This window comes from Collinsella aerofaciens (assembly GCF_015558785.1).
Classification (GTDB): domain Bacteria; phylum Actinomycetota; class Coriobacteriia; order Coriobacteriales; family Coriobacteriaceae; genus Collinsella; species Collinsella aerofaciens_P.
In genome coordinates this window covers 1-13,107 of the sequence record NZ_JADMOP010000011.1, presented here as the reverse complement: position 1 = coordinate 13,107, position 13,107 = coordinate 1, and the positions used below count along the sequence as shown (strand labels likewise).

Sequence of the window (13,107 nt, the reverse complement as noted above, 5' to 3'; positions counted from 1 at the left end):
CGGCCCATGTTTGAATGGCACTGTTTTCCCAGCTAGATAAACATTTATACGGCCTTTAGGCCACCGCGGCGATATGGAATGTGACAAAGGGACGGTCCCTTTGTCACATCCGTCATTTTCCGAGCCAATTTTTGAACCACCACTCCATGGAGCGGCTCATCTCGGCCATAAAGGGACTGGTGTGCTTGCGGGTATAGATATCCGCGACGCGCTCCCCCACCTCGCGGGCGTGCGGACGGAACATCGCGTCCATCTCGTCCACCTGCGCGTCCATGGTCGCGGCATCCGCACGGCAGTAGCGCTCCTCGTGCACCAGGTTCACCACGGGGTGCGCGATTGCCGGGCGCTCCTTACGGGGCGTGCCGATGATGAGCATCGACAGCGGCATGGTATAGGGCGGCAGATCGAGCAGCTCGGCAACTTCCTCGGCATTCTCGACGATATCGCCGATGTAGCAGCTCCCCAGCCCCAGGGCCTCGGCGGCAACCACGGCGTTTTGCGCAGCGATCACGGCGTCTTGGGCCGCGATGGCAAAGTCGCCCAAACCCGGCGCGCGGCGGGGCGCCTTGCCCGTGCGCTCGACAAACTCGGGCTCAAAGCAGCCCACATGCTCAAACAGATCGATCCACTTGGCATAATCGACCACAAATATTAGTGCCCAGGGTGCCTTGGCGATCATGGGCTGGTGGTCGCACAGGTCGGCCAGGCGGTCGAGCGTTGCCCGCTCGCGGACGCTCACGATGGAATACATCATCATGGCGCCCGCCGACGGCGCGCGGCTCGCCGCATGCAAGATCGCCGCCCGCTGCTCGTCGGTCACCGCCACGGGACGGTCGTCGTCATCACGCGCGAAGGCACGCGTGGACGAGCGGTGTTCCAAGATGTCCAGCGCCGCGTTGCCCGTAGTCTCGACCGGATAGCCGCCCGCGTCCACGCCCACAGCTCCGCCGCAGTACTCGGTGCCCGTCATACAAACCTGCTCGCCCATAGCTCTATCCTCGCTAATTCTTTAAGAAGCCTTTACGTTTCCGTGTAATTCCCGTCCATTATCGCGCAGGCCGCCACTACATTGCGCCACACCGCCGCACGTGCGCGTTAATATGGCTGGTTGTTGTGCGCAGCCACCAATTGCAGCGCATATCTTGGTAACAATCGGGTAAACCCCCGCTTTCATACGTTTTAGTTTGTGAGGAGTCTCAGCATGTTCGCTGCCGCCATCTCGCTCGTCGGTCTTGCGGCGACCGTCTACCTTGTCTTGCGCGAGGCCAAGGCCATTCGCGCTCAGTCGGGCACCGTTGCCAAAAGCGCTCTTGGGTGGAGCGTCGTCTTCGGCCTGTTCCAGGTCTTTTTGACTATTTGGGGCGCCATTGGCCTCGTCGCCCAAAACGAGCCGCTCGCCTTTGTGATGCTCATCCTGACCAACGCCATCCTCACCGGATGCGCCTGGGCCAGCATCGCCCGCGATCGCATCGCCCCGCGCGTCTTTGCGTTCGCCAAGCCCGACGCCCCCGCCCCCACCGGCAAGCTCGCCCGCCTGCGCGGCGCCTTTGTGGGCAAACCACTCGTCGCCGCCGTCCTGTGCCTGCTGCTCGCCGGCGTCTTTGCGCTGCTGGGCATGGAGGTCTCGTCCAACCACGACTTTACCTGGGTCTACCCCCTGTGCATCCTGCTCGAGTGGGCCATCATCACCGTGCTCATGATCGGCTTGTTCTTCCTGTTCCAGCGCCACGGCGCAGCTCCCGCGGTCCTGGCCTTTGCCCTCTTTGTCCTGGGCATTGCCGAGTTCTTCGTCATCACGTTTAAATCCATGCCCATCCAGCCGGGCGACCTTTCGGCCATCTCCACCGCCGCCGCGGTCGCCGGCACCGGCTACACCTTCTCCATCTCGCTGTTCTGTGTGCTGTCCATGGGCTTTACCGCCATCGCCATGCTGCTGTGCGAGTACGCCGGCCTGGTGGCACCGCACCGTCAGAAGGGTGCCGCCAACGCCAAGCGCATGCTGCTCACCAACCTGCTCGTGGCAGTGCTGTGCCTGGGCGGCGTAACCGCGCATGTCACGCTCATCGACTACTACAACACCCTCGGCATCACCGTCTACACCTGGCGCCCGCTCGAGAGCTACTGGCGCGAGGGCTACCTGCCCGCCTTTATTAGTGCGGCGCAGTCCATCAAGCCGCCCAAACCCGCCGACTACTCCGTCGACGATGCCAAGGCCACGCTCAAAAAGTACGCCAAGGCCTACGACAAGTCCGACGCGGCCAAGAGCGACGAGCGCGCCGCCGCAAAGGAGCAGTTCGACAGCGAGAAGCCCACGGTCATCGCCATCATGAACGAGACCTTCTCAGACCTTTCGATCTACCAGAACATGCGCGCCGGCTACGAGGGCCCGCAGTACTTTAAGAACCTGTCCAACTGCCTCAGCCGCGGCAAGCTCTATGTGAGCGCCTACGGCGGCGGTACCGCCAATACCGAGTTTGAGTTTATGACCGGCAACTCCATGGCCAACCTGGGCTCGGGCGTGTACCCCTACACCATCTACAACATGGAGACGACCGGGAACCTGGCAGAACAGTTCAAATCGCTCGGCTATTCCACCACGGCCATGCACCCCAACCACGCGACCAACTGGAACCGCGAGAACGTCTACAAGGACTTTGGCTTTGACCAGTTCCTGTCTATCAATGACTTCCAGGGAGCCGACACCCTGCGCGGCATGGTGACCGACCAGGCTACCTACGACAAGATTCTTGAGCTGCTCGACCAGAACGCCGATCCGCAGTTTATCTTCGACGTGACCATGCAGAACCACTCGGGCTACGATACGGGCCTGCTGCCGGTCGACAAGCAGATGCACCTGAATATCGACACGACCGATTTGGACGCCAAGACCGTCGAGGACGGCACGCTCTCCGATGTCGACGAGTATGTCTCGTGCATCGAGCAGTCCGACCAGGCGCTGCGCTACTTCCTCAACGCCCTGAGCAAGCTCGACCGTAAGGTGGTCGTGGTGTTCTGGGGCGACCACCAGCCGTTCTTCCCGTCCAAGTTCAATGACAAGTGGTTTACCGGCGAAGACGATGCTACGCATCAGGAGCGTCTGTGGCAGACCGACTACATCATCTGGGCCAACTACGACGTTGCCGGCTGCGACCAGACGAGCGAGGTCGACGACCTGTCCACCAACTACCTGTCCACGCAGCTTATGCAGCTGATCGGCGCACCGCTGACCGACTACCAGAAAGCGCACATGACGCTGCGCGAGTCGCTGCCCGCCATCAACTCGGTCGGCTACGAGGACGCCAGCCTGCGCTGGGCGCTCTCCTCCAACGTCACCGGTGACGATGCCGCCGCCGCAGCCGCCACCAAGGCGCGCGAGGATTACGCCAAGATGCAGTACTACGAGATGTTCCGCGACGGCAAGAACGTGTACACCGAGCACTTCCAGACCGAGGCTAACGAGACCGACCCCAACCTGGCACCGGGTACGACCAAGATCAAGTAGCGAGCCTGTATCCCGGTTCGTCTGCCCGGACGGCGCGGAACGTAAGGTTCCCTGCTCGGACAGTCCTGCGCAAGACGAAGGCCACATTAAGTGGCCTTCTTTGCGTGCGGAACTCGCGATGAACCTTATATGCCTCCGCCTGGACAGACGCCCTGTTGTTGGAGCGCGGCTTGTCATGGGGGTATCCGCAACATATATAAGTTGAAGGCCACGTCTTGTGGCCTTTTTTGCATCCGGAAACCGTGTCCCAGAATTCACGTCCGGAGTGGGATGCAGTTTCCGCTTACGGCCCCGTTGGGAAACTGCATCCCACTCCGATTGCAAATTCCGGGTCGCATTTTCCACCAGAGCCCTCAACCGGAAACCGCATCCCATTCCAAAGGCAAATTCCGGGACACACTTTCCGAAACCCCATCCATCCGGAAAGCCCGTCCCACTCTGAATACATCCAGCGAACGCATGCGAGTGTGTCGTCCAGGACGGTCTCGTCATCGGGGTAATGGAAAATGTCACCCCAAACGCCTGCCACGGTTGCGCCTACAAGTGTCAAGAAAAAAGCCTCGAGAACTTCGAGGCTTTCACATTTGTATTGTTTTGCACGAAGGATCGCGGACGGCGAAGCTACTCGCCCAGCACGGCCTTCTTGGCGGCTGCGGCCATGTTGTCCAGGTCCTCCTTGGTAGGATGGTCCTTTGCGGCAACCCAGTTGTCGAGCAGCATCTTAAATCGGGCGTTGTCGGGATCTTGCTCGAGCATGGCCTCGTAGCGCTGCTTGACCGCAGGGCCCATCTTGCCCTGACACATCGCCCAGCCCGCAAGCTCGGCATCTCCAGCCAAATTGGAGGTCACGCGGTCGATAATCTGCTGGTAATAGCTCTGATCGGCCCCAAAGCCGCAGGTGCCAAACAGGAAGACGCGCTTGCCGTGCAAAGCGGAGAGCAACGCCGCGACCGAAGGCGTGCACGCGCCCTTGTCGCACCAAAAACCGACGAGCACCGTGTCGGCCGCGCAGGCGCCCTGCGCCTCGAGCGCAACCTGATCTGCATCCGCATCGTCGCTCAACGCCGCGGCATGGACAAACTCAACACCCGCAGCCTGCAGAGTGCGCTTGATCGTACCCGAAACCATCCTGGTATTACCGCTCTTGCTGTTAACCACCAAAGAGCACGTCATAGTCACGTTGCCTCGTATCCCCCAAAACTAAAGCCACTAATGCAATTTATTAGATGACTATCTTAGTACTAACGTGACAGATGTAAACCACCGTCTGTCGATTGATTAATTTGCCCCACGGGCTTGCTCACTGGGCAAACTGGCTGCGGTAGAGTTCGGCGTAGAAGCCGCCTGCCGCTAGCAGCTCGTCGTGCGTGCCGCGCTCGATAATCTGGCCGTCGCGCATGACCAGAATGCAGTCGGCGTTGCGAATCGTGCTCAGGCGATGCGCCACGACAAAGCTCGTACGGCCGGCCATGAGCTCGTCGAATGCCGCCTGCACCTGCAGCTCGGTACGCGTATCGATGCTCGACGTTGCCTCGTCCAGCAGCAGAATCGCCGGATCGGTGAGCATAACGCGCGCAATGCACAGCAGCTGTTTTTGACCCTGGCTAAACGTGCCGCCGTCCTCGCCGATGACCGTATCGTAGCCGCCTGGCAGCTGCACGATAAACTTGTGCGCATGCGCGCGCTTGGCAGCTTCGATAACCTGCTCGCGCGTGGCGTCGGGACAGCCGTAGGCGATGTTTTCCGCCACCGTGCCCTCGAACAGCCACGTATCCTGCAACACCATGCCAAAGGCATGGCGCAGGCTTGCGCGCGTGTAGTCACGCGAAGACCTGCCATCAACCGTGATGTGGCCGGCATCGATATCGTAAAAGCGCAGCAGCAGGTTGATGAGCGTCGTCTTTCCGCAGCCCGTGGGGCCAACAAGGGCAAAGCGCATGCCGGGCTTGGCCTCGATGCAGATGTCCTGCAGCAGCTTGCGGTCGGACACGTAGCTAAAGTCCACATGCTCAAAGGCGACCTCGCCCTGCGGGGCAGCAAGTTCCACGGCATCCGCCGCATCGGGCTCCTGCTCGCGGGCATCGAGCAGCGCAAACATGCGGCGCGCCGAGGCATACGCCGTCTGGATCTGCGTAATGACGTTGGTGACCTCGTTGAACGGCTTGGTGTACTGGTTGGCATAGGACAGGAAGATCTGCACGCCGCCCACCGTAAGCGCCGCGGGCACGCCCGTGATCACGCCCACGCAGCCGATCACAGCGACCACGGCATAGATGATGTTATTGATAAAGCGCGTGCCGGGGTTGGAGAGCGAACCCATAAACTGTGCGCGCTCGCCCGCGGTGTAAAGCTCGGCATTGAGGGCATCGAAGCGCTGCTGGGCGTTGGGACCGTAGGCAAAGGCGTCGACAAGCTTTTGCTCGCCTACGTACTCCTCGATATGACCACCGAGCTGCCCTTGAATACGCTGCTGTGCCGTAAAGCTTTTGTTGGAGAGCTTGGCAATAGCACCGGCTGCAAAAATGGAAAGCGGCGTGACGAGCACCACCACGAGCGTCATGGTCAGGTTGATGGAAAGCATAAACGCGAGCGTGCCCACGATGGTAATAACACCGGTAAAGAGTTGCGTGAAGCCCTGCAGCAGGCCGTCACCCACCTGGTCGACATCGTTGACCACGCGGCTCATGAGGTCGCCGTGAGCATGGCTGTCGATAAAGCTGAGCGGCATGCGGCTGAGCTTGTCGCTCGCCTCCACGCGCATGTCGCGCACCGTTTCGTAGGACAGGCGGTTGACGCAGTAGCCCTGCAGCCACTGGAAGGCCGCGGCTCCCACCACGACGAGCGCGAGTTTGGTGACAAGCGGCAGCAGCGCGTCGAAGTCCACCTGCCCGACGGCAACGATCAGGTCGATGCCCTCGCCGATGAGAATGGGCGTGTAGAGCTGCAGAATCACGGAGATGGCGGCACTCACAAACGACGCAACAAACGAAATGCGATGCGGACGAACGTAGCCCATCAGACGGCGAGTCACCGCACCCACGGGATAGCGCTCGGGGTCGCCGGGCTGGCGCGGACCGTCGCCCAGGTCGTTGAGGTTATCGTTACCGGACACGTTGGCCGTCATCGTGGCGACCGAACCGGAGGAAGTGTACGGATTCATTTAGCAGCCCTCCTTTGCGCAAATGGATGCCGGGGCAGTCGGGGCGGACGCGGGGCTTAGGGTGGACGCGGGCGCCGGAGTGGGCGCGGGCGCTGTGCTCCCCCGCTGGCCCTCAAGCTCCTCGCGGCGCAGCTGCGACTGGCAAATCTCGCGATAGAGCCGACAGGTCGCATAGAGCTCGTCATGTGTGCCCAGGCCGGCAACCGAGCCGTGGTCGAGCACGCAGATCACGTCGGCATCGCGCACGGTCGAGACGCGCTGGCTCACAATCACCGTGGTCAGCGGCAGCCCGCCCTTGGCGGCACCGCGCATGCTGCGCTCGCGAATGGCATGGCGAAGCGCCGCGTCGGTCTTAAAGTCGAGCGCCGACGCGGAGTCATCCATGATCAATATCTGAGGCGAACCAACCAAGGCACGCGCGATAGTCAGGCGCTGACGCTGGCCACCGCTAAAGTTCTTGCCGCCCGCCTCGACCGGGGCGTCTAAGCCCTGCGGCTTGTTGCGCACGAACTCGCTGGCCTGCGCCATGTCGAGTGCCACCCAGAGCTCCTCGTCGGTCGCAGCTTCATCGCGCCAGGTCAGGTTGCTGCGGATGGAGCCGCTCACCAGCGATGCGCGCTGCGGAACGGTCGCGACCACACGGCGCAGCTGGTCGAGCGGCCAGGTGCGCACGTCGACGCCCATCACGCTCACGCTGCCGGTGCTCGCATCGTACAGGCGCGGGATGAGCGAGACGAGCGTGGACTTGCCGCTACCCGTACCGCCGATAATGCCGAGCGTCTTGCCCAGCGGGAGTTCCAGCGTCACATCGTTGACAGCATTGGCCGCGCCAGCGCCAAACGAGAAGCTCGCATGGCTCAAGCTCAGCGCGGGAACTGAAGCGACATTGCCCGGCTTGGGCAGCGCGACCGGCTGGTTGCCCTCGTCAGCGATGCCCGGCACGCAATTGAGCACCTCGTTGATACGCGACGCGCTGGCGCTCGCCTTGGTAAAGACCACGACCAGGTTGGCGACGTACACGATGGAGGTCAGGGTCTGCGTCATGTAGTTCACAAACGCCATGACCTGGCCCTGCGTAAGCTCGCCCACGCTGACCTGGATGCCGCCCACCCACAGGATGGCGCACACGCCCAGGTTCATCACCAAAAACGTGACGGGGTTGAGAATCGACGAGAGCTTGCCCACCGCGATGGCAGTATTGGCCTGGTCGTCGGCGGCCTGCGCAAAGCGCTCGCGCTCGTGATCTTCGCGCACGAAGGCGCGAACCACGCGGGCGCCCGAAAGGCCCTCGCGGCAGATAAGCGCGATGCGGTCGAGCTTTGCCTGCAGCTGCTTGTAGTACGGAATGCAGCGCGCCATGACAACCCAGAACACCAGGCCAATGGCGGGCGTGCAGATCAAAAAGATGATGCCGAGCTTAAGGTCGATGGCAAGGGCCGCGCACATGGAGCCCACCGCTAGAAAGGGCCAGCGGATGAGCATGCGCACGCCCAGCGCCACAGCGAGCTGGACCTGGTTAACGTCGTTGGTAATGCGCGTGATGAGCGACGGCGTGCCAAAGCGGTCGAGCTCGGCATAGCTCAGCTTGTTGATGTGCTGGTAGAGTGCGCCGCGAATGTCAGTACCCATGCCCTGCGAGGTGAGCGCCGCCATCTTCTGGCAAACAAGCGTAAACGAGATGCCGATTACAGCCATGGCGGCGAGCACCATGCCGTAGCGGACGACGGCACTCACGTCGTGCGCACCGATACCTTTATCGATCATCTGGGCAATCACCAGCGGCGTCAGCAGGTCAAAGATCACTTCAATCAACTTGCACGCAGGGCCAATCACCATATACCGGCGAAACTTACCACCAAAACGCCTGAGCAGCTCAATCATAAAAAGGCGCTCCCTATCATCATCTCAATTCAATCTGATTCATGATAGTACGGAGAACCCTGGAGATGCGTAAGCAACTCGTTACAGATGTAAGGGCAACGGTCACTAGCGCCCAAGGCACGTAGCAGCCGATGTTTTGGCAACGCCAGCGAGCGGCATAACGCCGGGGATTCAATTATCAGATAAATGTGACCCTTCAGGCGGTTTTGGTCGGCTACCCGCGGGTGCCGGCAGGGCGCTTGGTAGTCGAGCGATCCCGCAGGCGAAGCCGAGGACCAGCGAGACACCAAGCGCCCTGCCGGCACTCGCGGGTAGCCGCGGCACCAAAAAACGCCTGCGCACTCGATGGATTCGGATGCCCGACAGAGGCTCCTTATGGCTGCTTCCTTCCGGACCTGACCAGATTCGGAACATGTCGTCATCCGAACCCATCGAACGCGCTAGGCGCTCGATATATCTTACCCGCTCCCGCCCGATGGGGCAAGGTAGCTAATTTGGGACGGGGCTTTTTGACTACTTGGGCAATCAGATCGACAGGTAGTCAAATAAGCCCCGTCCCAAAAAGACTGGTCTGCTGCCGTGCCACAAAAGGGGCCTATCTACTACGTTTAGGCCGCAGGGGTCAACCATAGCCGGCTTTTTCGAAAATCGGCAAGCTTTCTACCTGCGGTTTTAATTTCACAAAATCCGGGATGGTCAAGGGCGCTCGGCTAAACGTAGTAGATGGCCGCATTTCATGGCGGACGGTCCGACCCAAGGCCCAAGGCGACCAGCCTCGGATAGCCATTCTCGAAGTTGCGGTGGAATAGTTCCTGTTTTTGCCGCCTGAGCCGCCAAACAGGAACTATTCCACCGCAACCTATAGGGAGTTGGGTTTTAGAGGCGGGCGAGGTCGTAGGCTTGGGCGGCTGCTTCACCGGCGCAGATGAGGTTGGTTGTGGCTTCCTGGGGGTCGAGCGCTTGGTCAAGAGGCATGGGCCTGCGGCAGACCGGCAGGACCAAGTCGATGCCCTGACCATACACCGCATCCAAATTATCCGCACGACCGCCCACGACGGCGACTACCGGCTTGCCATAGCGATTGGCACGGCGGGCCACGCCCACCGGCGCCTTGCCGGCAGCGGATTGCTCGTCCATGTTGCCCTCGCCTGTAATGACCAGGTCGACATCGCGCACGCGCTCGTCAAACCCAATCAGATCGAGCACCGTCTCCACGCCCGAACGCAACTCAGCACCGAGCGCCAGCAGCGCGGCGCCCAAGCCACCTGCCGCGCCCGCGCCAGGCACGCCGAGCACCGAGCCAAATGTCCGCACGCCCTCGGGCACGCGCAACAACCCCTGAGCCCGCACCCCGGTAATCGCCGCATCGAGCAGGCGGCCGTAGCCGACCATCCAACTGTCGTACCTGCCCAGCGCTTCGACATCGTCTGTCGGCAGGCCCTTTTGCCCGCCAAACACTGCAAGTGCCCCACGACGCCCCACGAGCGGGTTCTCGACATCAGAGAGCACGACGATACGCGCGCTATTCAGCGCCCGAAGCGCCGGTGCCAAATCGATACTCGCCACCTGCTCAAGCCCCGCGAGACCAGGGGCGACATCGCAGCCCTGATCATCGACCACACGCGCGCCCAGCGCCTGCAGCATGCCGGCGCCACCGTCGTTGGTGGCACTGCCGCCCAGACCAATATAGATAGTCTTTGCCCCAGCACGAACCGCTCGAAGCATGAGCTCGCCCACGCCATAGGTCGTAGCGGCCAACGCCGCCGGCTCTGTGCAAGGCGAATACCCAATACCCGCCGCCTCGGCCATCTCGATTACAGCCGACTCGTACTCGCCGTCCACCAGCATCCGGGCAGACACACAGTCGCCCAGAGGGCCTGCGACTTCACATGCCACGACCTCACCGCCGCACGCGGCAACGGCATCGAGCGTTCCCTCGCCGCCATCCGCCAGCGGCAGCGCGCTTACCTGGGCATCGGGCCACACGCGGCGCACACCTTCGGCAACGGCCTCCTCCGCCTGCGCGCTCGAAACGCTGCCCTTAAAGGAGTCGATCGCCAGCTGCACACGGCGGGGCCGGCGGCACGCGGCACCAAAATCGACCGCCCCAACGGCAGTATCTTCGACACCCGCAAGCGCCTCGGCGTGGGCGGTATGCGCCTCAAGATCGGCCCCACAACCGCAGCCAGCACCATCGGTGCCACGCAGCCCACTAAAATAACCGCTCAGCACCGCGCGGCACTCGTCTGCCAGCACGCCGGCGGTCACATTAAACCGATGATTCAGGCGCGAATCGGCATTGAGGTCGTATAGCGACCCCAGAGCGCCCGCTTTAGCATCGGCCGCGCCGTACACGCAGCGCCCCACGCGCGCGTTAACCATAAGCCCCGCGCACATGCAGCAGGGCTCGAGCGTCACGTAGACCGTACAATCGGAAAGACGCCAGCGTCCAAGCGACTGAGCGGCGGCGCACAGGGCCGAAAACTCGGCATGCGCCGAAGGATCCTGGTCGAGCTCGCGGCGATTATGCGCCCGCGCGACAATCTCGCCGTCGCGCACCACTACGGCTCCGATGGGCACCTCGCCCACCGCAGCGGCGGCGCGCGCCTCGGCCAGCGCCTCGCGCATGAACTTCTCATCGATTTCGGTGATCGTCATCGTTCGCCTTCCCTGTTGCAAATCCAAAACGATGCTATCATTACGACTCACGGAGAGATGGCAGAGCGGTTGAATGCGGCGGTCTTGAAAACCGTTGAGCGCGAGAGCGTTCCGGGGGTTCGAATCCCCCTCTCTCCGCCACTCCTAGTGATGCACCGGTGTCATGGTCCGCTCAAACAGTGCATCGACCACATCGGCTATCTCAGGTCGACGCTCAAGATCGTGGCCCGATTCCCACCATATCGTGAAAAGTCGAATAATACCGCCGGCGACAAACTCAGACGTCGTCTCGAGTGACACGGGGGCCAGGGCATCCTCGGCAAGCACGTTCATCACACGCTCGCGGATGGAGCGGGCAATGCGGTCGCAAATAACGTTGGTCAACATGCCCGACATGCTGCTTGCCAAAATGTTATCCATGAGCCGCTCGTGCGCCAGAATCAAATCCATGGCATCGTCCAAAATCGCGTGCCGAAGCGCGCGCACGTCCTCGGCAGATACCGCGCCGGCCTCATCGGGCTGTTTTTGCGGCAAGCCCGACATGAGCTCATCGATATAAAAGGCAAAGTAATCGTTCTTGTCGCGAAAGTGCTTGTAGAACGTCGTGCGGCGAATCATGGCGCGGTCGCACAGCATGGCAACCGTCAGGTCCTCAAAACGATGCTCCTCGAGAAGCTCGGTAAAGGCATCGAACAGGGCGCGGTAGGTTTTCTTGATGCGAAGGTCCACTGGTATCGCCATCCTCAGGGCAAAGACAACACTCGTCAATCTGTCGCATATCTTACACCTGTACCTCGCGCGCTTTGCCCCGGTGCCAACCCCGCCGAAAACACAACGCTTACCGGAAAGTTCGGCACGACAAAACGTTGCGGGTATACTAGTAGCGTTATACCAACGGCAGCTGGCGCATGCCGCCGCGGCCATTCGAAACGGAGACATCATGCTTCCCGTCATCATCGGCATCGTTGTTGTCATTGTGATTGCCTGCGCCATCGCCGGCATCTACAACAACATGGTCACCAAGCGTAACCGCATCGATAACGCCTGGCAGAACATCGATACGCAGCTGCAGCGTCGCAACGACCTGATCCCCAACCTGGTCGAGACCGTCAAGGGCTACGCCAAGCACGAGCAGGAGACGCTCTCCGCCGTGATCAGCGCGCGTAACACCGCCGTCAAGGCCACCACGCCCGAAGCCAAGATGGAAGCCGACAACGTGCTGACCGGTGCGCTGCGTCAGCTCTTCGCCGTAGCCGAGGCCTATCCCGATCTTAAGGCAAACACCAACTTTACGCAGCTGCAGGCATCGCTCGAGGATACCGAGAACAAGATTAGCTATGCACGCCAGAGCTACAACGATTGCGTGCTCAGCTACAACAACGCCATTCAGACGTTCCCGGCTGTCATCTTTGCCGGCATCTTCCAGTTTAAGGAGCGCCAGGGCTTCGAGGCCGCCGAAGCAGCCCGCCAGGCCCCGACCGTCAAGTTCTAGTAGTTTGACAGCGCATCCTTAATCGGCCAAATGCATAAACCGCCCCGTCGAATGCATACTTCGACGGGGCGGTTTCCTTTTTCGCGAAGGTCCCCCTCTAAGCGTCGTGCATTTTTAGGAGTATTCAACATAACCAAGAGCTTCGGGCGCCACGATAAATGCCAAAGACCGCGAATATCCCTGCAAATCAAACGCTGCCAGCCCATAACCCCGCCCATCATTCGTAGAAAACATCGAGAACTCCCGATTTTTTGCCCGAGATCGGTATGCAGGGACCTTCGACTGCAGAATACTCGCAAAAATGCACGTCGCCACCGCCCCCACATGGCGCGAAGCAAATCAGAACCACCCTTAAAAAGGGTGGTTTGCTCTTAGGGTATAACCCACGGGCCCCGGGCTCGCGTCTAAAGGCGC

General features: G+C 61.2%; 8 protein-coding genes, 1 tRNA gene and 1 other RNA gene. 3 read left to right on the top strand and 7 right to left on the bottom strand.

Going from position 1 to position 13,107, the window contains the following annotated elements:
- Window positions 1-112: 112 nt before the first annotated feature.
- The gene (locus I2G40_RS06290) at window positions 113-988 is read right to left on the bottom strand and encodes a nitroreductase family protein (protein ID WP_195544508.1); all 876 of its coding nucleotides are present in this window, start codon (window positions 986-988) and stop codon (window positions 113-115) included.
- A gap of 213 nt (window positions 989-1,201) precedes the next feature.
- On the opposite strand from I2G40_RS06290, the gene I2G40_RS06285 reads away from it, so the two are divergent.
- Window positions 1,202-3,502 (top strand): LTA synthase family protein, encoded by a 2,301-nt coding sequence (locus I2G40_RS06285; protein WP_195544507.1) that lies wholly within the window; start codon window positions 1,202-1,204, stop codon window positions 3,500-3,502.
- 621 nt (window positions 3,503-4,123) lie between these two features.
- Here the strand turns inward: I2G40_RS06285 and bilS are convergent.
- The 5 genes from bilS to tadA all read right to left on the bottom strand — a co-directional run bounded on the left by bilS (window position 4,124) and on the right by tadA (window position 11,201).
- Window positions 4,124-4,675: a flavodoxin family protein BilS gene (gene bilS, locus I2G40_RS06280; RefSeq protein ID WP_195544506.1), complete on the bottom strand. Its 552-nt coding sequence runs from the start codon at window positions 4,673-4,675 to the stop codon at window positions 4,124-4,126.
- A gap of 127 nt (window positions 4,676-4,802) precedes the next feature.
- Window positions 4,803-6,662 (bottom strand): ABC transporter ATP-binding protein, encoded by a 1,860-nt coding sequence (locus I2G40_RS06275; protein ID WP_138375139.1) that lies wholly within the window; start codon window positions 6,660-6,662, stop codon window positions 4,803-4,805.
- Entirely contained in the window at window positions 6,663-8,543 is a 1,881-nt protein-coding gene (locus I2G40_RS06270) for an ABC transporter ATP-binding protein (RefSeq protein WP_229025948.1), read from the bottom strand.
- 339 nt (window positions 8,544-8,882) lie between these two features.
- Window positions 8,883-8,978, bottom strand: an RNA gene (gene ffs / locus I2G40_RS06265) — signal recognition particle sRNA small type.
- Between the two features lie 441 nt (window positions 8,979-9,419).
- Window positions 9,420-11,201 (bottom strand): tRNA adenosine(34) deaminase TadA, encoded by a 1,782-nt coding sequence (gene tadA, locus I2G40_RS06260; protein WP_138375140.1) that lies wholly within the window; start codon window positions 11,199-11,201, stop codon window positions 9,420-9,422.
- Between the two features lie 51 nt (window positions 11,202-11,252).
- Between tadA and I2G40_RS06255 the strand changes: the two genes are divergently transcribed.
- Window positions 11,253-11,342 (top strand) — tRNA-Ser (locus tag I2G40_RS06255).
- Window positions 11,343-11,345: 3 nt separating this feature from the next.
- Here I2G40_RS06255 and I2G40_RS06250 read toward each other — a convergent pair.
- On the bottom strand, window positions 11,346-11,930 hold the full coding sequence (locus tag I2G40_RS06250; protein ID WP_052044212.1) for a TetR/AcrR family transcriptional regulator: 585 nt from the start codon (window positions 11,928-11,930) through the stop codon (window positions 11,346-11,348).
- A gap of 211 nt (window positions 11,931-12,141) precedes the next feature.
- Between I2G40_RS06250 and I2G40_RS06245 the strand changes: the two genes are divergently transcribed.
- Window positions 12,142-12,693 carry a LemA family protein gene (locus tag I2G40_RS06245; protein WP_171021549.1) on the top strand — a complete coding sequence of 184 codons (552 nt, stop codon included), beginning with the start codon at window positions 12,142-12,144 and terminating at the stop codon, window positions 12,691-12,693.
- The last annotated feature ends 414 nt before the right edge of the window (window positions 12,694-13,107 follow it).

What these genes read in the sequence shown, in the direction of transcription:
- I2G40_RS06290 (WP_195544508.1), bottom strand. Translation starts at nt 988, where the DNA reads ATGGGCGAGCAGGTTTGTATGACGGGCACCGAGTACTGCGGCGGAGCT.
- I2G40_RS06285 (WP_195544507.1), top strand. Translation starts at nt 1,202, where the DNA reads ATGTTCGCTGCCGCCATCTCGCTCGTCGGTCTTGCGGCGACCGTCTAC.
- bilS (WP_195544506.1), bottom strand. Translation starts at nt 4,675, where the DNA reads ATGACGTGCTCTTTGGTGGTTAACAGCAAGAGCGGTAATACCAGGATG.
- I2G40_RS06275 (WP_138375139.1), bottom strand. Translation starts at nt 6,662, where the DNA reads ATGAATCCGTACACTTCCTCCGGTTCGGTCGCCACGATGACGGCCAAC.
- I2G40_RS06270 (WP_229025948.1), bottom strand. Translation starts at nt 8,543, where the DNA reads ATGATTGAGCTGCTCAGGCGTTTTGGTGGTAAGTTTCGCCGGTATATG.
- tadA (WP_138375140.1), bottom strand. Translation starts at nt 11,201, where the DNA reads ATGACGATCACCGAAATCGATGAGAAGTTCATGCGCGAGGCGCTGGCC.
- I2G40_RS06245 (WP_171021549.1), top strand. Translation starts at nt 12,142, where the DNA reads ATGCTTCCCGTCATCATCGGCATCGTTGTTGTCATTGTGATTGCCTGC.